This is a genomic window from Streptomyces sp. NPDC013187 (assembly GCF_042899705.1).
In the GTDB taxonomy this organism is placed as follows: domain Bacteria; phylum Actinomycetota; class Actinomycetes; order Streptomycetales; family Streptomycetaceae; genus Streptomyces; species Streptomyces hawaiiensis_A.
Genome location: NZ_JBIBAF010000014.1, coordinates 1 through 20,266, shown reverse-complemented (window position 1 = coordinate 20,266; position 20,266 = coordinate 1). Strand labels below are relative to the sequence as shown.

Here is a 20,266-nt window from a genome sequence, read left to right as displayed (position 1 = left end):
GTTCGTTCGGCCTTGCCGGGCGCGGTCAGACGGTTCGGGCCCGGTCCCCACACCGGCGAGCGTGGTGGAGCGCGACCGGTTTCAGGTGGGGCGGCGGATGGCCTGTACGGCGGTGTCGTAGAGGTCGAACAGGTCGACCTGTCCGCCCAGGCGCACCCATTCCTCGTTGGCTGCCTGCAGGCAGATGATCGCTGCTGCTGCGACGGCGCGGGCTTGCAGGGTGCGGCGGTCGGCGTCGGGCAGTCGCGGCTCGATCTGCGGTGCGAACAGGTCCTGCCAGCGGGCTTGCTTCTCGGCATGTCCGGCGCGCAGGGAATCGTTGCCGAACAGCAGGGTGATGAACTCCAGGCGCCCTTCGGCCGTCATGTCGATCTCCTCGAGCACCTGGAACGCCGCGCGCAGCGCCGTCCAGGCATCCTCGTCGGCCGGGCGCTCGGCGAGGCGCGCGGCGATCAGCTCGCCCTGTTCGTCGAGGCCGCTGAGCGCGAGGTCTTCCTTGTTGCGGAAGTAGTTGAACAGGGTCCGCCGTGAGACGCCCGCGGCTGCCGCGACCTCATCGAGGGTCGTGTTGTCGTAACCCTTGGCGGCGAACAGCTCGATGGCGGTCCGGGCCAGCAGCGATCGGACCACGGAGCGGGTCTGTTCCCGGAGGGGTGTCGGTTTCTGAGCCATGCACCGATGGTACGTCGCCTCACACGATGCAGGTACTTGCACTCAGTGCAAAAGCGTGCGTAGAGTGAATGCCATGAGCAAAATCGACTACCACCGCCAGACCGTCATCGTCACCGGCGCCAGCTCCGGCCTCGGCGCCGAATTCGCCCGCCAGCTGGCCCGCCGCGGCGCGAACCTCGTGCTGGTCGCCCGCCGGGCGGACCGGCTGGAGAGCCTGGCCGCCGAACTCACCCGCGCCCACGGCGTCGCGGTGACCGCCGTCGCCCGCGACCTCGGCCTGCCCGACGCCGGCCGCACGCTGCGCGCCGAACTCGAGTCCCGCGGCATCTACGCCACCGGACTGGTCAACAACGCCGGGTTCGGCACCCACGACGCGTTCACCGACGAGGATCCCGACCGCCTGCAGAGCATGATCGCGCTGAACGTCAGCGCGCTGGTCGACCTCAGCCGCGCCTACATCGACCCGCTGGCCTCCGCCGACACCGGCGTCCTGATCAACGTCGCGAGCCTGCTGGGCTTCCAGCCGACCCCCTACCTGAGCGTCTACGGCGCCACCAAGGCCTTCGTCCTCAGCTTCACCGAATCGCTGTGGGAGGAGACCCGCGGCACCGGCCTGCGCGTCCTGACCGTGTGCCCCGGCGCCACCGGGACCGAGTTCTACGACGTCGCCGGCAGCCAGTCCGCCGACTACGGCACGAAACGGGCCACCCCCGAGCAGGTCGTGACGATCGCCCTCGACACGCTCGACCGCCGATCCGCGCCCCCGTCAGTGATCACCAACGGCCGGCCGCTCGCCCTCGTCGGCAAACTCCTGCCACGCCGCCCGATGGTCCGGTTCATGGGCTGGATGGCCCGCCGCCAGCGCACGCAGCACCCCGTCGCCCCCGCCAACAGCTGAGGAACGCCGTGGTGCATGACTCCGAGATCAGCGACCTGACCGACGACACCGGCGCTCACACGGCGCGGATCATCGCGGTCGGACACCGGCCGGGCGGCCGAGGCGAACACCTCCGGAAGGAAGCCACCGATGGCTGATCACGACCTCGTTCTCGTCACCGGTGCCGGCGGCATCGGCCGCCTCGTCACCGAGCGGCTGCGCGCGCAGCACGTGCCGGTCCGCGTCCTGATCCGCAGCGAGGACGACCGCGCGGCCGAGGTGCGGGCATGGGGCGCCCAGGTCGTCACCGGGGACCTGACCCGGCCCGCAACGGTGGCGTCCGCGCTCGACGGCGTCCGCCGGGCGTACTTCGGGCTCAGTGTGTCCCCGGACCACCTGCTGGCGGCGACCGTCATGGCCACGGTCGCGAAGGCGCACGGCGAACTCGACGTGCTGGTGGACATGTCGCAGATGACGGTGTCGCAGATGACCGCCACCAGCACCGCGGAATCCCACCAGCAGCGGCTGCACTGGCTGGCGGAGCAGGTGCTGGACTGGTCGGGGCTGCCCGTGGTGCATGTGCGCCCGACGACGTTCCTCGACAACCCGTTGTTCACCTCCCTCGCGGCGCGGTCGATCCGCGAGAACGGCACGCTGGTGCTGCCGTTCGGGAACGGACGCACCTCGCCAGTAGCTGCCGACGACGTCGCCCGGGTGGTCGCGACCATCCTGCGCGATCCGAGGGAGCACGCCGGGAAGGTGTACGAGCTGACCGGACCGCGGGCGCTCGACATGAGCGAAGTAGCCCAGGAGTTCTCCAAGGCACTCGGCCGCACGGTGACCTATCTGGACGTTCCCCTGCCATGGTGGCGCACAGAGGTACTCGCGAACGCGGGTCTGCCACAGCACACCGAGCAGCACATCGCGACCATGGCGCAGCTGCACCGCGCGAACCGTTACGACAGGGCGACCACCGTTGTCGAGCGCATCACCGGGAAGCGGCCCCTGACCGTCGAGGAGTTCGTCGCCGTCCGCAAGGACTTCTATCTCGGCTGACTTCCGCTGGACTCCCAGGTGAAGGGGGCATGACCGGTCGGTGCCCTTCACGGCGAACCGGATCAGGTCACCGACCGCCCCGTTGTCGAACTTCGGGTACTTCACCCGCACTTCCCGGGTCTTACGGCCGGCGGCCACGAGATGGAAGTACTGGGGGTACAGGTTCAACTCGATGACGCGGACCGAGGTGGTGCTCATGTAGCCGGGGCTCCGTGCGGGTGAGGACATCAGCCGCGACAGCTCCGCAGCCGAGTACGAGCGGAAGGAGTGTCGGGAGAAGGAAGCTCGGCGCCCGTCTGGGCAACGATCATCGGGCGGAACCCTGGACGGGAGCGTGAGGAAACCTGCGCGTCGGATGGCCATGGAGGACTCTCGGCGAGTGGGTTCGGCAGGTCGGCGGGATGGTCCGCGATGGTGACTTCTGACCGGAGGCGGTCTGAGGGCTGGAGGGTGTGGAGACCTAAGACCTGGGCCATCAGCGGTTGCGCGGCATGCCGTACCGCCTGGGCCCGGTGCCAGTCCTATAACCCGTTGACGAGCGCGCCGCCCAGTCCCGACGATCAGGCGCATGTCTGCCGCCCTGGCGCCACTTCGCTACCGCTCGTTCCGTCACCTCTTCATCGGTACGACAGCCAACCTGCTCGGCAGCGCAGTGGGGCCGATCGCCCTGGCCTTCGCCGTGCTCGACGCCACCGGCTCGGTCGGCTCGCTCGGTTTGGTGTTCGGCGCCCACTCCCTCACCAGCATCCTCTTCCTGCTGTACGGCGGGGTGTTGGCGGACCGGCTGCCGCGCGGTCCGCTGCTGGTCGGCAGCAGCGTGATCTGCGCCGTGAGCCAAGCGGTGATCGCCGCCTTGGTCCTCACCCACAACGCCGCCATCCCCCTGCTCATGGTGCTCGCCGCGGTCAATGGGGCGTCAGGTTCCTGCTACCAGCCGGCCGCCCAAGCCTTGCTGCCGCAGACCGTGCCGGCCGAGTCCCGCCGCGCCGCCCTCGCGCTCTCCCGCATCGCAGGCAGCAGCGCCGTGGTAGCGGGTGCCTCGCTCGGCGGCGTACTGGTCGCCGCGATCGGCCCGGGCTGGGGCCTGGCCATCGACGCGCTCAGCTTCGCGCTCGCCGCCACGTCCTTCGCGCTGGTCCGCGTCCAGGCCGCGCCGCCCGCGCCCAGCTCCGGTCTGGTTCATGAACTGCGCGTCGGCTGGCGGGAGTTCACTTCCCGCAGCTGGGTGTGGGTGATCGTGGTGGCCTTCTGCTTCCTCAACGCCGGCCTCACCGCCTCGTTCACCGTCCTCGGCCCGGCTGTCGCAGACAGCACCGAGATCGGCCGCAGCGGCTGGGGCCTGGCCCTTGCGGCGGGCTCGCTCGGCGCGGTCGCCGGCGGCGTACTGTCGCTGAGGTGGCGGCCCCGGCGCGCGATCCTGGTCGGCTGCGCGCTGATGGGCCTGACGGCGACGATCCCGCTGCTGCTCGCGCTCGCCCCCTACACCTGGCTGCTGGTCGTGGCCAACTTCGTGGCAGGCGTGGGCGGCGAACAGGCCGGCGTCGCCTGGTACTCGACCCTCAACGAGCAGATCCCGGAAGACCGCCTGGCCCGCGTCTACGCCTACGACGACCTCGGCTCCTACCTCGCGCTCCCGCTCGCCCAGTTCGCCGCCGGACCCGCCGTACTCCTCCTCGGCCTCCATGCCACCCTCTACGCGGCCGCCGCGCTCATCCTCCTCGCCACCCTCGCCATGGTCGCCACCCCCTCCGTCCGCGCGCTGGTCCCGAAGACCGAAGAACCGCTGCCCGCTTCCGAAGATCCGGTGCCTCGCTGAGCTCGTACATGTGGCGGCGTGGCACTGCCACACCCGCCCCCTCGCCGCCGCGCTCTTCGCGGTGGTGGCGCTGACGACCGTCACCGACGCGGTCCCCCCGCTGAGCCCGGAGCGCCACGAGCCCGGAGCGCCGTACCCCGCGTCGGTCGAGGACGGGGCTACGGCGCTCTCCCTTGCCGGTACGCTGGACCGTCTCGGGTACGGTCGCCTGACGTAAAGCGCCCCGCCCGCTGGCTCGGTGCCGACAGGCAGGGGGCTGACGGTGGGTCGCTCGTCAGCGGTCGCCGCAGGCTCAGCGGCTCGGCGGGAGGACCGGCGGGTTCCCGCAGCTCAGGAGCGATCCCAAGGACCGGACAGCATGGGGAAGCGCCCTTCCGTGAAGGTTCCCGCACACCTGCTGCAGGGCACCACGGACCGCCCCCGAGTTGGCCAAGTCGGCCTATTGACCGCCGACTTCTTGTACACAAACGGTCCGTGACGACCAGGTGGCGGCTTGTGCTCTCATGGAGGGCAGAAGAGAGCCCGCACCGCGCCTTGAGGCTCGCAACCATCGACTCGGTGGGGCTCTCTGCCGGAAATTCCTGCCCTATGAAGGAAGGGACTCCCATGCGTGAGTTTACGGACCTGCCCGAGAAGCCACACCCTCCAAGCCCACGCCACCGCCCGGCCCGGTTAGCGCGGATGGCGCGGTACGGCCTGTCGCTCGCCAACGAGGCCGCACGCGGCGCCGCCTACTCGGCAGGAGGCGCGGGGATCGCGGCACTCATCATCTGGTGGCAGACACACCACTGACGTCTGCGGGTCCCGGCAGTCAGAGGGCCGCCGGGACCGGGGCAGCGCTTTGAACCCGCCGCAGATCAGGGCGAGGCTCAGATCCGGCACCTGGTCGCGTGCGGGCCGAAGTCCACCCGGCCTCGCCCGTGCAAGATCGCCCGCCCTGACCGCACTGCCGGACGGCCACCGCACCGGTCTGATCCACCGCCGCGTCCATGACCTGTACGAGGCGCTCCCCGACCAGCACCCATCACGAACGCACCGTCCGGGAGCCGCGGGACCTGTCATCGCCCCAGCGCAACCCCCGTCGCCAGTGCGGCCGTCACCGGATGCGCCGGTGAGCCGAACAGCCGGGCGGTGGGGCCCGACTCGACCACGTACCCCTCGGACATGACGACCAGCGAGTCCGTCCGGTCGGCGACGAGGCGCAGGTCGTGGCTGACAAGGACCAGGGACAGGCCCCGCCGGTCGCGGAGTTCCGTCAGCAGGTCCATGACGGCCACGGCGGTGTCCGCGTCGAGCGCGGACGTCACCTCGTCGCAGAACAGCACGTCGGGGTCGGCCGCCAACGCGCGTGCGATCGCCACGCGTTGGCGCTGGCCTCCGGACAGCTCGTGGGGGTAGCGGTCGGCTGTCGCGGCAGGCAGTCCGACCTGGTCCAGGAGTTCCAGGACGCGGGTGGGGGCCTCTGCGCGGCCGGACCTGCGGTGCAGGAGGAGGGGGCGGCGCAGTGCGGTGCCGACCGTGCGGCTGGGGTTGAGGGTGCCGAGCGGGTCCTGCGGCACGAGCTGGAGGCGGCGGCGTTGCTCGCGGGATCGGCGGTGCGCTGTCGGAGAGAGGTCGGCGCCGTCGAGGCTGACGGTGCCGGCGGTGGGGCGGTGCAGGCCGACTAGGGTGCGCAGCAGGGTCGTCTTGCCGGAGCCCGAGGCGCCGACTATGCCCAGGCTGCTTCCGGCGGCGAGGGCGAGGTCGATGCCGTGGAGCACGGGGACGCGTCGGCCGCGGTGGGTGTGGGCGGCGTTCAGGCCGGATGCCGTGAGGGTGGGCGGACCGTCGGACGGGGTGCGGGCGGGCGCGTCCCCGGCGCGCGGGCCGGGCGTGGTCTTGGGGCGCGGGCCTGTCAGGTCGACGACGTCGTCGGCGAGGCGGGCGACCAGGTCGGTGTCGTGGCAGGACAGGGCGACGGATATGCGGTGGTTCTCGGCGAGGTGCCGAAGGAGGTCGGCTATTTCGTCGCGCAGTGCGGGGTCGAGTCCGGCCGTGGGCTCGTCGAGGAGGAGGACGGCGGGGCGTCGGGCCAGGGCCCGGGCGAGTGCGACCCGGCGCTGCTGGCCGCCCGACAGGCCTCCGATACGGCGGTCCGGCAGTCCGCCGTCGACGGGCAGCCGTACCTCGCTGAGCTGGGCCCGGATCGCCTCTCGGCTTCCGTCGACGGCGACTTCGGCGAGCAGGCGGCGCACGCTCATGCGCGGGTTGAGGCCGGAGCCGGGGTCCTGGCCGACGTAGGCGAGGCGGTGTCGGCGCAACGTCCGCAGGGCGGGGGCGGGCAGGGTGAGGGGGTCCTGGCCGAGGACGGTCACGGTGCCGGCGGTGCGTTCGGTGTCCGGGGGCAGCGTGCCTGTCACGGCCCTCAGGAGAGTGGTCTTGCCGCAGCCGGAGGGGCCGACCACGGCGGTGACGCGGCCGGGGGCCAGTTCCAGGTCGGCCCGGTCCAGCAGGAGGCGGCCATTCTGGGCGGCGACGGTCAGGCCCGAGACCTGGACCGTGTTCTCCCCTTCCGCTGTCTGGCTGTCGGAGTACCAGTCGGGCATGTGGTTCACAGCGCGGGTACCGCCTTCCGGCCGGTTGCGGGGACGAGGGCGGCGGCCGCCAGGTTGACGCTCATGGCGAGCAGGCCGATGGCGATGCTGGGGGCGAGGACGGCCCAGGGGTTGAGGAGGATTCCGGCCGAGTTCTCGCGAATCATCAACGCCCAGTCGGCGGCGGGCGGTTGGGGGCCGACTTGGAGGAAACCGGCGGTGGCCACGAGGTACACGGCCGCGACGAAGCGCAGTCCGAAGAGGGCGAGCAGGGTGGCTCGCAGGTTGGGCAGTACCTCGCGTACGACCAGGTGCCACAGTCGTTCGCCGCCGACGGCCGCCGCCTCCACGTAGCCGGAGGCCGCTACAGGTGCGGCCGCACCGGCGACCAGGCGGACCGCGTACGGCACACCGAGGACGACCGCTGCCGTGACGACCGCGAGCCGTCCGCCGTCCGGCCAGGACAGGGTGACGAGGAGAATGCCGAGGACGGCGGGCAGCAGCATCAGGACATCCGCGGTGCGTTCGACGATCCGTCCGACGGCCGGGCGCAGGGCGCTGACCGCGCCGAGCACGGCGGCCACGGCTGTTACCAGGACGGCGACGAGCAGGGAGGTCACGACGAGTTCGCGCCCTCCGGCCAGCACCCGGCTGAGCACGTCCCGGCCCAGCTGGTCGCCGCCGAAGGGGGCGTCGCCGCCGGGTTCGGCGTAGGGAGCGGTGACGGGGGCGTCGATCGCGTGCGGGACGAGCCAGGGTCCGGCCAGGGCGAGGGCGGTGAGCAGCAGGGCCGGGAGCACACGGAGTGCGACCCGGCGGCGAGAGCGGCGCACGGCGGGAAGCGGTTTCACGGCAGTGGTGGGCACAGTCATGTGCGGCCTCCGGAGGCCCAGGCGCGTACGAGGTCGGCGAGCAGGAGGACGCCGGTGACGACGGCTCCGGTGACGGCGACGACCCCGGCGATGACGGGGCTGTCCCGGTCGGTGACCGCTCCGGCGAGGACGGAGCCGATGCCGGGGTAGTTGAAGATGGTCTCCACCACGACCGCGCCACCGAGCAGCATGCCCGTGGAGGTGGCCAGGCCGGCCGCGATGGTCGGCAGCGCGCCGGGCAGCAGATGGTGGGTGAAGATCCGGTGCCTGGGCAGCCCGTCGAGCACGGCGGTCTCGATGTGCGGCGCCTTGGCCTCGTCGGCGAGCGCGGCCCGCACGATCCGGACGTTCCAGCCGATCTGCGGGATCGCCAGCGCGAGCACCGGCAGGACGAGCATCTCCCAGGAGGCGGGCGAGCCGTCGGCGTCGGTGAGAGTGACGGCGGGCAGCCAGTCGGTCCACAGGGCGAAGACCAGCACCAGGGCCACTGCCACGACGAACTCGGGCAGCGCGAGCACTCCGGTGGCGGTCGCCGACACGGCGCGGTCGGTCCTCCCGCCGGGCCGGGCCGCGGCCCAGCAGCCGAGCGCGACCGAGGCGACCAGGGTCACCAGCAGCGCGAGTGAGCCGAGCAGCAGGGTGTTGGGGAAGGGACGGGCGAGCAGATCGGCGACGGCCTCGCCGCGCGCCGAAGTGCCGAGGTCGCCGGTGGGCAGGCCGGTCATCCACTCCCAGAAGCGTTCGAGGATCGGGCGGTCCAGGCCCAGCAGGTGACGCCGCTCGGCGAGATCGGCCGCGCTCTCCCCGCGCTCGGAGGTGGCGTTGGCCGCGTCGCCCGGCAGCAGCTCCACGGCGGCGAAGACGAACGCGAGCAGCACGGCGAGCAGCAGGGCCCGGCGCGCGAGCACGCCGGCCACGCGCAGCAGGAGACGTACGACGGCCGGAGCCGGCCGGGGCTCGTCGTCCCCGGCCGGCCCTCGTCGTACGGCCTCGATCAGCGAGCCAGCCATGCCGTCTCTAGCTGGACGCGCCCGTAACCGGGCAGGGTCGGCAGGTCACGCACCGCCGCGGCGGCGAGATCGATGCCGTCGGCCATGCCCCACAGCACATAGCCGGACTCGTCGTACTCGATCTGCTGGAGCTCGTGCAGCACCTTGGCCCGCTCCGCCGCGTCCTTCGTCGCCATCGCCTTCTTGTACGCGGCGTCGAACTCCTTGTTCTTCCAACCGGCCTCGTTCTGGCCGGAGTCGGACACCATGGTTTTGCTGGCGAAGAACACCACGGAGTCGTTGGTGCCCCAGTAGGTGGTGTAGAGGTCGCCCTTGAGCCAGGTCTTCTCCCAGAAGGTGGCCGACTCCTGCTTGACCACCTCGATCTTCACCCCGGCCTCTCGGACCTGGGAGGCGAACAGGGTGGCCGACTCGGCGAGGCCCGCGATGTCCTCGGTGGTGAGCAGCTTGTAGGTCTTCGACAGGTCGAAACCGGCTTCCTTGAGCAGCGACTTGGCCTTGGCCAGATCCCGCTTGCGCTGGGGGATGTCCTTGGCGTAGGCGGGGTCGCCGGTGCCGAGGATGTCGTTGGCGACCGTGCCGTATCCGGACAGCACCTGCTTGACCATGGCCTCGCGGTCCACGGCGAGCCGCAGCGCCTCGCGTACCTTCGTGTCCGCGAACGGCCCGTCGGCGGTGCGCATGACGATCGGCATCGCCATGTCGTTGGGGCGGCGCACGATCTGGATGTCCTTGCGCTTCTCGGCCGTACGGGCCGCCACGGCACCGACGTTGGAGGCCACGTCGATCTGCCCGGCGAGCAGCGCGTTGGCCATCGCCTGCGGGCTTTCGAAGATCTTGACCTCGATGGCGTCGAGGAGGACCTCCCCGCCGTACCAGTCCTCGTTGCGCACCAGCCGGGCGTTGCCGGAGCGGAACCAGTCCAGCTTGAACGGGCCCGTGCCCGGGGCCTTCCCGAGGTCCTTCTCCGCCGTGTCCTTCTTCAGCACGAAGGTCGTCAGGCGGGTCAGCTGAGGCAGTTCGGCATTGGCGTAGTCGGACACCAGGACGACGGTGTCATCGCCCTCGGCCTTGATGTTCTCCGGCTTGATGCCAGGCAGACGGGACGCGCCCGAGGGGGTGTTGCGCAGTCGCTTCAGCGACCAGACGACGTCCTCGGCGGTGACCGGAGTGCCGTCGTGGAACTTCGCACCCTTGGCGAGGGTGAAGCTCCAGGTCTTGAGGTCGTCCGACGCCTTCCAGGAGGCGGCGAGGCGGGCGACGGTGTTGGGCTTGGTTCCGGGGACGGTGAGCGTGTCGTGCACCAGCGAGATGATCAGGTAGTCGCTCTCGTTGGCCTGAGTGCCGTGCGGGTCACGGGTGATGGCCGAGGCTCGGCCCAGCGCGCCGACGCGGAGGGTGCCCCCGCGCCGCGGCTTTTCGCTCCCCTTCGCCGGCGACTTGGACGAGGTCTCGTCACCACCGCCGCAGGCGGCAAGGAGTGCGGCCGCGCCAATCCCGCCGCCGGCCCACAGCACCTGTCGTCTGTTCCAGTTCACGTACGACCTCGTTCCAGTCACATGGGGCAGATTGCTTAGGTGTGCCTATCCTAAGAAGATCCGTTACACAAGCCATGACGCTGCTTTGTTGTGTTTCTGTAGGGGCGTCAAATCGACACACGCAAGCACATCCGGGCGCGATGCCATGGTGACTACGACCTCTTGGACGAGGGTGCCAAGGGCCGGCGACGTCGAGGCGTTCGCCACCGGGCGGGTGCTTGCCCGTCGTCTCGGCCTCCTCATCGGCGGCTCCGCGGGCGGGGTGGTGCACGAGGCGCTGACCCGGATGTCCAGCCTCGCACCGGGCACGACTATGGTCACGCTGATCAACGACGGAGGCGAGAAGTACATGGACACTGTCTTCGACGACGACTGGATGAACGCCCGCGCCCTGATCGACCCGGACGTCGAGCGTGAGATCGACGAGCCGCTGACCAAACCCGCGAGAACTGACACCGATGCCGACACCGCTCACCACCCTCCTCCGGGACAGCCGCGCCCTTGCCACCCTGGCCGTCCCGCTCGCCCTGACCCAGCTCGCCCAGGTCGCCCTCACCACCACAGACACGGTGATGATGGGCCTGATGGGGGCCGAGGCCCTGGCCGGCGGCGGCTTGGCGCTGGTCGTCTTCAACCAGCTGCGCACCATGGGCGTCGGCATGGTCACAGCCGTCGGCAACCAGGTCTCGGCCGCCTCCGCCCATACCGAGGAGGACGAGGAACTCACCGCCACGGCCGTGGAGGAGGTCCGGGACATCGTCCGCTCCGCCCTCGCCCTGGCCACTCTGTCCGGCATCGTCGGCGCGCTCGTCATCCTGCTCATCGGGCAGGCCGTCGCCTTCCTCGGGCAGGACCCGGACGTCGTCGACACGGCCTGGCCGGTACTGCTCGCGCTCGCGCCCGGCCTGATCCCCTGCCTCTGGTTCCAGGCGATACGCCAGTTCACGGTCGGGATGCGCCGTCCGCAAGCCCTGTTGCAGATCACCGTCGCGTCCGTGGCCGTCAATGCCGCCGTCAACTGGGGCCTGATCCACGGCACCTGGATCCTGCCCGAACTGGGCCTGCCGGGCATCGGCGTCTCCACCTCACTCGTGTACGCGCTGACCTGCCTGGCCCTGTACGCGTCGGCACGCCGCGACCCGAAGCTCGCCCCGCTCCTGGACATCCGCATCTGGAAGGCCCGCCCGGCCACCGTGCGCCGCCTGACCGGACTGGGCGTGCCCATCGCCGCCACCTACGGCTCCGAAGCCGGCTTCTTCTCCGTCGTCGCCCTGATCATCGGCACCTTCGGCAGCGCCGCCCTGGCCGCGCACACCGCCGTCAACCAGCTCATCTACATCGTCTTCCAGATAGCGGTGGGGCTGTCCCACGCCGCGTCCCTCAACGTCAGCGGGGAACTCGCCCTGGACCGGATCGCGGCGGCCCGGCGCATCAAGAACACCGCGCTGGCGTGCGCGGCGGCAGTGATGGCGGTGGTCGGCGTCGTTTACCTGGCTGTCCCCGGGCTGGTGCTGCGCCCCTTCCTCGACCCGTCGGCCCCTGAGGGGAACAGCGCGACGGACATCGCCACGACCCTCCTCCTGGTCGCGGCGGTGCTGCAGTTCTTCGACTGCGCCCAGAACATCGGCGTCGGCCTGCTGCGAGGCCTGGACGACACCAAGAGCGGCTTTCGCATCACCCTCGTCGGCTACTGGCTGATCGGCCTGCCCGCCGCCTGGCTGCTCGGCCAGCTCGCCGACCTGGAGACGGTCGGCGTCTGGCTCGGCCTCCTCACCGGCCTCGCGGCCACCGCCCTGCTTCTGCTGCGCCGCTACAACCAGGCGCTGTCCCAACGCGCTGCCGAAGTACCGGCTGTCACTTGAGCCATCCAGCGTTCAGCGCCTCCGAAGGGCCCGCTGAGGGACCAACGGGGCGGTGGCGGCATTCGGACCCGAGTGGCGGCCGACCAGAAGCGCTGACCTCCCCCACCCCTGCATCGTGCCCATAGCGTGCCCTTCAGAGCAGACGACCACGGTCGACAACGGGTGCACCGGTCCCTCGTACCTGCCGCCTGACAACGAATCTGCCCGGACCAGCGGCCCTCTGGCCGCCCAGGCGCCGTCGCTTCCCCAGCTGGAGTCTCGATCGAGTCCCCCCGGCAACGGCTCGTTCCAGCGGTCGTCGAGAGGCAGTCGCAGTCGCCGGTGACGTTATACGCTGCGGGTCTGTGACCGGAATTGATCTTGTCAACGGGATAGTCGGGGCCGTCCTCGGCATCATCTTCGCCACACTGTTCCAACAGCCACTCCAGAACGCCTGGTTCACGATTCGGCGCCGATCTGCCACCGTCGTGCGCAGTCTGACGTACCGTTCGGACGGTGCCGCGCTCTCCTCGTGGTCGACTTTCTCGATCGGGCCGCTCCACACGTCGGCGCTCGTCGTCGAGGGCGACGGCGAGCATGCCATCGCGCCGGAGTCGGTCCGGGTCCAGGTGCTTGAGGGGGAGGTGGTCCTCCCTGAGGAGATGGTGCCGTGGCGGGCGGAGATCGAGGCCGCGGAACAGCAGGCTGAGACCTCCGGCACCCGGGTGCGGATCTGGAACGGCCCCCGATACGCCGTCGAGGGCCTGGAGATCTCCCGCACCACGCTCGAGGAACACGCCGAAGTCCGACTGCGGCTGCGTCCCACCGATTACTTCACCTTCCTCGCAGCGCAGCAGCTCGACCGCAGGCTTCCCGACGGGGCCACCCCGCGGGAGCGCTACCTCGACCCCGACCGTCCCCTGGACGCCCCCGCCTTCCTGCAGTGCAGCTTCGGCGTGAACGTGGCCGTGGTCACCGCCGACCACCTGCTCGTCGTCAGCCGGCGAGCCGACAATGTGCGCTCAGGGCCTGGTCTGTGGGGCTCCTCGGTGAACGAGGGGCTCTCCCGGCACATCGACTCGGCCGGCCGCAACGCACCCGATCTCCACGAGGTCGCGCGGCGCGGCATGCGCGAGGAACTCTCCCTCGAGCCGCACGAGTACACGCTCACGATGCTGGCCTTCGTCCTCGATGTCGAACGGCGTCAGTGGAGCGCCCACTTCGTCGCACACCTCACCGGTCTGGACGGCGACGTCCTGCGGTCTCGCATCTCACGCGGCGTTGCCGACCGGTGGGAGCACCAGAGCATCGAGTACGTGCCGTTCCGTCCGGCGGACGTCGTTCGCTACCTCCTGCGGCCCGACCGCGTCCGTCGCTGGGCCCCGGTCGCCCCGGCCCTGTTCCACCTGGCCCTGGTGCACACCCACGGTCGCAGCGCTGTGGAACGCGCCGAGGCCCAGGCTGTCCGGCGACTGCGCTAGGCAGCGTCTGATGGCATCTCCCGCGTCACCGCGCACAAGATGACATCGACTGGACGGTGTCGGTGGACTCCACGGTCGTCCGGGCCCACCAGCACGCGGCCGGAGCACTCAAGAAGGGGCGGCCCACTCCGGCGAACCTCCCGATCACGCGCTCGGACGCTCCTGCGGCGGGCTGAGCACCAAGGTCCACCTGGCCTCAGACGGCCACGCACTGCCCCTCGCCTTCGCTGTCACCGCAGGCCAGGTAGGTGATGCACCCGCCTTTGAGACGGTGGAAGACAAAACCAAGAAGCCGTTGCCATACCGATCACGGAGAGTGAGTCGAGGGCAGCCCCCCGTGCAGCATCCCTCGCCATCCGGTTCGACGCCGCCACGCCGAGAAGGGAACAGCTTGAGCAGGCGCTCGGAAGCCGTCCGGTCATCGACATGGCCCGTGGCGTACTCGTGGCCGGCGACGGGCAGGCCGGTACCTGCCGAGCTCCAGGCACACCTGGCGGTTGCCGTGTGGACATGGCAGGCAAGACACGAGCACAGACGCCACGAGTAGCCGGAGCAAATCCCTGCCGGCTGAGCCGCGGTGGCCGAGCCGGCTCACATCGTCTCGCGACCTGCGCCAGGTAGGGCGGCTTGCTCCGCGACTCTTCGGGTACAGCGATTGAATGAGCGGGATGCCCGCTGCCCGGAGTTTACTGAAAGAGACACGTTCGTGACCCACCTCGGCGGCCCCGGCGACGATGATGCGACGGGACCGTGTGATGGCCCTGAGGCCGTCGCACGGGAGATCGCCGATGCAGTGGATTATCTGACGAGTCTCTGGTCGATGGCTGCTCAGGAAGCTGCGTTGCGGTTGTCATTGCATCAGTTGCGGGCGTTGCGCGCCTTGGAGGCAGCGCCGAATCTGAATCTCACGGCCTTGGCCGAGCGTCTGGACATAGGGCTTCCCACCGCCAGCCGCTTGTGCGACCGTCTGGAGGCAGCCGGCCTGCTGGAGCGGACGCATCACCCTCGTAGTCGCCGAGAGGTACGGCTGGCTGTCACCGCACAAGGCCAGCACGTCCTCGATGATGTGGCGGCGCGGCGTTCTCGGGCGCTTGCGGCAGCTTTGACCGCTATGGCACCCGCTGAGCTCATGGCTCTCAGGCGTGGGATGAAGGCGTTCCTCGCTGGTCAGGACGTTGCTCGGCCGCATATCTCAGGCCCTGAATACCTCTAAACCGTAGTGCGGCTCAGAGGGTGGAGGGTCGGGCTGTGGGTCCTTTGAGCCTGACGGTGGATGGTGGGCGTGACCGCTGCGATCATTCCGAGGAGCATTCCACCTGGACGCATTGAGCCCGGTCACAGCGAGTGTCCGTTTGTAACTCAGACAGGGTGAAGTCGCGTAGTCCGCTTCGCCCTCTCTACGTTGATGTCGCGCCTTCGCCCTCTATACGTTGATGTCGCGCCCTTTCCAGTCGAGGCAGACCACAGCGGCGTCGGCTGTGAGGTCCTTGCTGCCGAAGTGGGTGATCAGGCCGGAGACCACGGAGCGTGCTGTCTCGTGGGGAGGCGTCAGTCGGGTGGCGCTGAGGGTTTGCCGCAGGGCTCGTTCTCCGAAGAGTCCTCCGTCCTCGGCGCGGGCGCCGTGCACACCGGTACTGACCACGATGAGACGGTCGCCCGGCTCGATCTGGAACGTCTGCTCGTCGTAGGGGGTCTCTTCGAACATGCCGAGTGGGAGCTGAGCCTCCAGTTGGATCTGTTCGATGGTGGAGCCACGCTGGCGGAAGAGCTGTGGGGACCCGGCGTCGACGGCGCGGACGGTGCCGGTGTCGAGATCGAAGTGCAGCAGCAGGGTGGAGGCGTAGACCTTGCCGCCGTACTGGGCGTAGATGGCTTGGTCGGCCAGGCACGCCTGGTCGGCGAGGCCGATGCCGGCGCGGCGGGCGTTGCGCAGCGCGCCGACGGCCAGGCTGGTGAGCAGGGAGGCGTCTATCCCCTGGCCCATGCCGTCGGTGACGGTGATGGTGAGGTGATCTGCGCTGGTGGACCAGTCGAAGTTGTCGCCTCCGATGGCGTAGGCAGGCTCGAGGTGGGCCCCGATGACGTACTCCTGGCGGGCGCACCCGCGACCCGGGAGGAGTTGCCACTGCATCTCGGCGGCGAGGGTGAGCCGGCGGGTGCGGCGGGCTTGCAGGTACAGATCGGTGTCACGGCCGGCGGTGGCGACCTCGTGGGCGAGTGCCGTCGCGAAGACTGCGAGTTGGAGCACCATGGCCGGGTCAACGGTGTCGGAGGGCAGGCGGACACAGAGCACGCCCAGCCGGTCGCCTCGCACAGTGAGGGGCAGGTGCACCAGCCCGGAGGCCGGGTCTTGAGTGATCTCGACGACTGGCGTCTGGCTGATGAAGGCGCGCCCGGCGGGACCGTCATGGGCAGGGACCGGCTCGCCGGTTTGTGGTAGGTGGGTGACCGGCTGCAGGAGCGTCAGCCCATAGTCGGCCAGCAGCAGGGTTACCTCCTGGGCTGCGACACGGTCGGCCAGCAGGCGGCCGGCCGTGGCGACCAGGAGGTGCGGCGGAGCAGCGCGCAGCAGACTCTCCACGGACGCGACCGGTTCAGAGGTGTTCATGGCATCCGCCTCTCCGCTGGTGGTTTCCACGCTATCGCGGTGGGGCCTGCGGTAGATCGATCGAAGAGAACAAAAGTGCGACGGTGGCCGGCCGGTTTCCTTGCCGCAGCGGGTGGTGTTGCGGTCGAAGGTTTCAGGGCCTGCCGCACAGCAGGAGACAGACGTCGTCGTCGCGCTCGGATTCATGGAGCAATGGCTTCAGTAGTGATTCGGCGGCTGCGTTCAGGTCGTTTTCCAGTTCGGCGGTGCTCAGCCCGGTCAGTGCCTGGCTGAGCCGTTGGATTCCGGGGTCGATGCCCTGGGCGCGGCGTTCGACCAGGCCGTCGGTGTAGAGGGCGAGGGTCGAGCCGGGCGGGAGGACGACGGTGTGGTCCTGGTACTCGTAGGGCAGAGGAACGCCGAGCATGATCCCGGGTTTGTGGTCCAAGATCCGGACAGTGCCCTGGGGGTCGCGCACGAGGGCGGGCGGGTGCCCGGCGGATGCCCACAGGACCGTGGGGTCGCCGGGGCGGAAGCGGGCGATGATCGCGGTCGCGTACAGCTCGTGATGCTGGTCGCGGACCAGGCGGTGCAGGCGGGTCAGGATGCCGGCCGGGGTGTCGCTTTCTATGGCGTAGGCGCGTAGCGCGGTGCGCAGTTGTCCCATCATGACGGCCGCACGCAAGCCGTGGCCGGTGACGTCTCCTACGGCGGCCAGCAGGCTGCCGTCGGGCTGTACGAAGGCGTCGTACCAGTCGCCGCCGATGTTGAGGCCGTGTGTGGCCGGCAGGTATCGGGCCGCCAGGAGCACGTCGGGGGTGGTGGGCAGTTCGGTGAGCTGGGCTCGTTGGAGGGCTTCGGCTGTGTCCCGGTGCTGTTCGTAGCGGCGGGCGTTGTCCAGGGCGATGCCGGTGCGGCGGGCCAGTTCGACCAGCATGACGGCCTCGTCGGGATCGAATCGGGTACCGGCTGCGGTGAGGGTCAGCACGCCCAGGAGGCCGTGGCCGAGGAGCGGAACGCACAGCAGGGCATGTTCGCGGTCCAGGGCCGAGGGCGGCAGGTCGTCGACGCCGGGCAGACCGCCGGGGTGGGCTGCGGCATGCTGAGGCCGTCCGGTGCGTGCGGCGACCACGGCGGCGGCCGGACGGTGACCGTGGGGCGTGGTGGGGTCGTCGTCGAAAAGCCAGACATCGACGTGGCGGGCGTAGCGGGGGACGAGGAGTTCGGGTAGCCGGCGCAGGATGTCCTCGTGGTGGAGGGATGCGGTCACGGCATCGCTGGCGTCGGCGAGGAAGGTCAGCAGACGGCGTGCGTTCTCCGCCTGAGCCCGTGCGGCCTGTTCTGCCTCCAGCAGGTCGCGCTGGCTGCGGTCGGCGGCGTCCAGCTCGGCGTGGAGGGCCAGGACGCCCTGATTGGTCTGGTGGAGTTCGTCGCGGTGGGAGCGGACCTGTTGTTCCTGTGCGTCCAGGCGGTCAAGGAGCTCGGCGGTGTCCTCGTCCGCGGCCAGTAGCGCCTCGGCGATCTCTGCGGCGTCCGCCGGGGTGGTGGTGTCCGTCGTCACGGGGTCTGGGCATTCGATCGAGAGCCGCCACGGGCTGCAGTCAGGCGGTCTGCGGTCGGCTTGGCGCACGATGACGTCGATGCGGCCGCGCCCGTCGGTTCCGGCGTGGGTGCGGAGCAGTAGCTCCCAGCCTCCGCCGTGCTCGAGGCACTGCCGCAGTTTGCCGGCCACCGCCGTCAGAAAGCGGGCGCGGTCGATCAGGGGCACACCGGCGGCGGTGGTGAGACGGGCCACGGCCGTGCGGGCGTGGGCCGCGTGGGTGGCCGAGGCGATCGTCCAGGTGTCAGGGGTGGCGTTCATGGGTTTCTGTCCAGCCGTCGGGGGCCAGTATGGCCACGCTGGTGTCGTCACGCAGGGGGCGGGCAGCGCTGCCGGCGTCCCGCACGATGGCCGCGGCCACTACCGCCGGGTCGTGTTCGAAAAGCGCGGTGTCCTCGGGCGGTACCCAGCGGGTGGGCAGCCCGTCGCTGTGCAGGAGGAGGAGACTGTCCCGGCGCCATGGCAGGTGCTGCACGGGCACCCTGGCGGGGAAATGGGCGCCGACGATGCCTGGATGTGAGACCAGCGGCTGCCAGGCCTGGGCTGTGCGCATGCGAGCACCGACGTTTCCTACGCCGGCGAAGCCGAGCTCGTCGGTGTCCGTGTTCAGCTGGGCCACAGCAACAGCGGCGCCACGGGTGGTGCGCAGCGCCCTGTCCAGGTGCCGCAGGATCTGCGCAGGCGGCAGGTGTGCGATCCGGTGCAGTTCGTCGATGGCGGCGGTGGATGCTGTGGCGGCCTCGGCGCCGTGTCCCAGGCCGTCAGCGAGCATCAGCGTCAGACAGGTGCCTGAGTTGGCCTGCACCCAGCTCCAGGCGTCACCGGAGTGCTCGGCCCCAGCCAGAGGGAGATTGATCCCGCCCACCCTGTGCCGCGGCCCGCCGGTCCGGGCGGTGACCGGTTCTTGATCGATGCGTGCCATGACGATCGTGCCCCGGCCCGGGGCGCTGTGCAGGTCGAAGGCGCTGGAGATCCGCACGCAGGTCCCCAGGCCGGCTCCGAGGGATGAGACAGCGGTGGTGTATCCGTCTCGGAGCGCTGCGACGACGTCGGTGATGCCCGGTCCGTGATCGATGGAGACGAGTTGCACGGCTGCGCTGCCGGAGCCGGCGTCTGTGGTGGGGCGTTCCTGGAGATCGATCACGACGCGGCCGCCGCCGGCGTGCTTGAGCAGATTGGTCGCCAGTTCGGTGGCGACCAGGGCGGCGACCGCCGTGCGGTGCGGGTCGAGGCGGGCCCGGACGCCGGCGGCTTCGGCTGCGACGCGAACGTCCCGCACTCGTGTGGAGTCGTGCACCGGGATGTCCCAGACCCTGCTCATCCGTGATCCGCGCGGGGGTGGGGCATGGCGGTGGCCCATGCGGTGATGGTGATGGTGGTGCCCTGGCCGGGGCGGCTGTCGATGCTGAAGTCCTGGACCAGGCGTTTGGCTCCGCTCAGGCCCAGTCCCAGCCCGTTGCCGGTGGTGAAGCCGTCGGTCATCGCCTGCTCGATGTCGCGGATACCGGGCCCGGAGTCGGTGAAGGTCAGGCGCAGCCCGCGCTCCAGCGCGGTCATCTCGAGTTGGCCGCCGCCTCCGTGGATGAGAGTGTTGCGGGCCAGCTCGCTGGCCGCGGTGATGAGTTTGGTCTGCTGCACCAGCCCGAAGCCGAGGTCGGCTGCTCTCTGCCGGACCTGCTGCCGCACCCATGCCAGATCGATGTCCGAGCCGATCGGCAGCCTCGTTGTGTCCGTGTCAGGAGAGGTCTGCATAGTGCGCCCTCCGGGTATGCGGCGGATCGGCGGAAGAGCCGTGCCCGAGCAGGCTCAGAGCCTGCTCGACGTCCAGGGCGGTGACCAACCCCGGCAGGGCCAGGCCCAGCTCGACCAGCGTGATCGCGACCGCCGGGCGCATCCCGGCCAGGACGGTTCGGGCTGCCATCAGGCGGGCACTGGAAGCGATCTCGGCCAGCACGCGGCCCAGGAACGAGTCGACGATGTCCACACCGGAGATGTCGATCACGACACCGGTGACCGGGCTGCGGGCGACGCGGCGGGTGATGTCGTGCTGGAGCTGCTCGGCTGTTCCGTCGTGCAGCTCCCCCTGCAGCGTGACCAGAAGGATGTCGCCGAGGGCCAGCACAGGCACCCGGGTCGTGTGGCCCCGCTCCGATCCGGTCACGGCAGGCTCACACCGGCCGGTGCGCCGGGAGCAAACACGATGTCTTGCTGGCGCAACGCGTACGCCAGAGCGTCGGCGAGTGAGGATCGGGTGAGCACCGTGCCGAGGTCGATGCCCAGGTGGACGATGGTCTGCGCGATCGCGGGCCGGATGCCGGAGACGATGCACTCGGCGCCCATCAG

18 protein-coding genes and 3 pseudogenes are annotated in these 20,266 nt (G+C 70.3%); 10 read left to right on the top strand and 11 right to left on the bottom strand.

Features of this window, described 5'->3' with window-relative positions; genetic code table 11:
• Positions 1-81: 81 nt before the first annotated feature.
• A complete protein-coding gene (locus tag ACFY5B_RS27905) occupies positions 82-672 on the bottom strand; it encodes a TetR/AcrR family transcriptional regulator (RefSeq protein WP_389974120.1) in 591 nt (196 codons plus the stop codon).
• Positions 673-745: 73 nt separating this feature from the next.
• Between ACFY5B_RS27905 and ACFY5B_RS27900 the strand changes: the two genes are divergently transcribed.
• From ACFY5B_RS27900 to ACFY5B_RS27880, 5 genes are all read left to right on the top strand, one after another.
• A complete protein-coding gene (locus ACFY5B_RS27900; protein WP_389974117.1) occupies positions 746-1,570 on the top strand; it encodes an SDR family NAD(P)-dependent oxidoreductase in 825 nt (274 codons plus the stop codon).
• Positions 1,571-1,699: 129 nt separating this feature from the next.
• Positions 1,700-2,605, top strand: coding sequence for an NmrA family NAD(P)-binding protein (locus ACFY5B_RS27895; protein WP_389974114.1), 906 nt, complete (start codon positions 1,700-1,702; stop codon positions 2,603-2,605).
• A gap of 568 nt (positions 2,606-3,173) precedes the next feature.
• A complete protein-coding gene (locus tag ACFY5B_RS27890) occupies positions 3,174-4,421 on the top strand; it encodes an MFS transporter (RefSeq protein ID WP_389974111.1) in 1,248 nt (415 codons plus the stop codon).
• A 10-nt stretch (positions 4,422-4,431) separates the two neighbouring features.
• On the top strand, positions 4,432-4,638 hold the full coding sequence (locus ACFY5B_RS27885) for a hypothetical protein (protein WP_389974109.1): 207 nt from the start codon (positions 4,432-4,434) through the stop codon (positions 4,636-4,638).
• A 389-nt stretch (positions 4,639-5,027) separates the two neighbouring features.
• Complete coding sequence (locus tag ACFY5B_RS27880) at positions 5,028-5,213, top strand: hypothetical protein (protein WP_389974106.1); 186 nt, start codon at positions 5,028-5,030, stop codon at positions 5,211-5,213.
• Between the two features lie 266 nt (positions 5,214-5,479).
• On the opposite strand, the gene ACFY5B_RS27875 is transcribed toward ACFY5B_RS27880, so the two are convergent.
• Genes ACFY5B_RS27875 through ACFY5B_RS27860 form a run of 4 tightly spaced genes read right to left on the bottom strand, consistent with a single transcriptional unit; the run spans position 5,480 to position 10,414 of the window.
• A complete protein-coding gene (locus ACFY5B_RS27875; protein ID WP_389974104.1) occupies positions 5,480-7,015 on the bottom strand; it encodes an ABC transporter ATP-binding protein in 1,536 nt (511 codons plus the stop codon).
• Positions 7,012-7,866 (bottom strand): ABC transporter permease, encoded by an 855-nt coding sequence (locus tag ACFY5B_RS27870; RefSeq protein ID WP_389974101.1) that lies wholly within the window; start codon positions 7,864-7,866, stop codon positions 7,012-7,014. Before ACFY5B_RS27870 ends, ACFY5B_RS27875 begins: the two co-directional genes overlap by 4 nt.
• Positions 7,863-8,876, bottom strand: coding sequence for an ABC transporter permease (locus ACFY5B_RS27865; protein WP_389974098.1), 1,014 nt, complete (start codon positions 8,874-8,876; stop codon positions 7,863-7,865). The genes ACFY5B_RS27870 and ACFY5B_RS27865 overlap by 4 nt, the downstream gene beginning before the upstream one ends.
• Positions 8,861-10,414, bottom strand: a complete 1,554-nt coding sequence (locus ACFY5B_RS27860; protein ID WP_389974095.1) for an ABC transporter substrate-binding protein — start codon at positions 10,412-10,414, stop codon at positions 8,861-8,863. The genes ACFY5B_RS27865 and ACFY5B_RS27860 overlap by 16 nt, the downstream gene beginning before the upstream one ends.
• Before the next feature lie 150 nt (positions 10,415-10,564).
• Here ACFY5B_RS27860 and ACFY5B_RS27855 point away from each other — a divergent pair.
• The 5 genes and pseudogenes from ACFY5B_RS27855 to ACFY5B_RS27835 all read left to right on the top strand — a co-directional run.
• Positions 10,565-10,853 (top strand): annotated as a pseudogene (locus ACFY5B_RS27855) (cysteine synthase family protein); the annotation flags it as partial.
• 19 nt (positions 10,854-10,872) lie between these two features.
• Positions 10,873-12,276 carry an MATE family efflux transporter gene (locus tag ACFY5B_RS27850; RefSeq protein ID WP_389974091.1) on the top strand — a complete coding sequence of 468 codons (1,404 nt, stop codon included), beginning with the start codon at positions 10,873-10,875 and terminating at the stop codon, positions 12,274-12,276.
• 467 nt (positions 12,277-12,743) lie between these two features.
• Positions 12,744-13,736 carry a hypothetical protein gene (locus tag ACFY5B_RS27845; RefSeq protein WP_389974088.1) on the top strand — a complete coding sequence of 331 codons (993 nt, stop codon included), beginning with the start codon at positions 12,744-12,746 and terminating at the stop codon, positions 13,734-13,736.
• Positions 13,737-13,777: 41 nt separating this feature from the next.
• Positions 13,778-14,031, top strand: a pseudogene (locus ACFY5B_RS27840) (transposase); the annotation flags it as partial.
• Between the two features lie 411 nt (positions 14,032-14,442).
• The gene (locus ACFY5B_RS27835; RefSeq protein WP_389974085.1) at positions 14,443-14,949 is read left to right on the top strand and encodes a MarR family winged helix-turn-helix transcriptional regulator; all 507 of its coding nucleotides are present in this window, start codon (positions 14,443-14,445) and stop codon (positions 14,947-14,949) included.
• A gap of 210 nt (positions 14,950-15,159) precedes the next feature.
• On the opposite strand, the gene ACFY5B_RS27830 is transcribed toward ACFY5B_RS27835, so the two are convergent.
• From ACFY5B_RS27830 to ACFY5B_RS27805, 6 genes and pseudogenes are all read right to left on the bottom strand, one after another.
• Complete coding sequence (locus tag ACFY5B_RS27830; RefSeq protein WP_389974082.1) at positions 15,160-16,344, bottom strand: PP2C family protein-serine/threonine phosphatase; 1,185 nt, start codon at positions 16,342-16,344, stop codon at positions 15,160-15,162.
• A 133-nt stretch (positions 16,345-16,477) separates the two neighbouring features.
• Positions 16,478-18,184: a PP2C family protein-serine/threonine phosphatase gene (locus ACFY5B_RS27825; protein ID WP_389974079.1), complete on the bottom strand. Its 1,707-nt coding sequence runs from the start codon at positions 18,182-18,184 to the stop codon at positions 16,478-16,480.
• A complete protein-coding gene (locus ACFY5B_RS27820; protein WP_389974077.1) occupies positions 18,168-19,244 on the bottom strand; it encodes a SpoIIE family protein phosphatase in 1,077 nt (358 codons plus the stop codon). The genes ACFY5B_RS27825 and ACFY5B_RS27820 overlap by 17 nt, the downstream gene beginning before the upstream one ends.
• Positions 19,241-19,675 (bottom strand): ATP-binding protein, encoded by a 435-nt coding sequence (locus ACFY5B_RS27815; RefSeq protein WP_355821999.1) that lies wholly within the window; start codon positions 19,673-19,675, stop codon positions 19,241-19,243. The genes ACFY5B_RS27820 and ACFY5B_RS27815 overlap by 4 nt, the downstream gene beginning before the upstream one ends.
• Entirely contained in the window at positions 19,659-20,084 is a 426-nt protein-coding gene (locus ACFY5B_RS27810; RefSeq protein WP_389974074.1) for an STAS domain-containing protein, read from the bottom strand. The genes ACFY5B_RS27815 and ACFY5B_RS27810 overlap by 17 nt, the downstream gene beginning before the upstream one ends.
• A pseudogene (locus tag ACFY5B_RS27805) lies at positions 20,081-20,266 on the bottom strand (hypothetical protein); the annotation flags it as partial. The pseudogene ACFY5B_RS27805 and the gene ACFY5B_RS27810, both read right to left, overlap by 4 nt.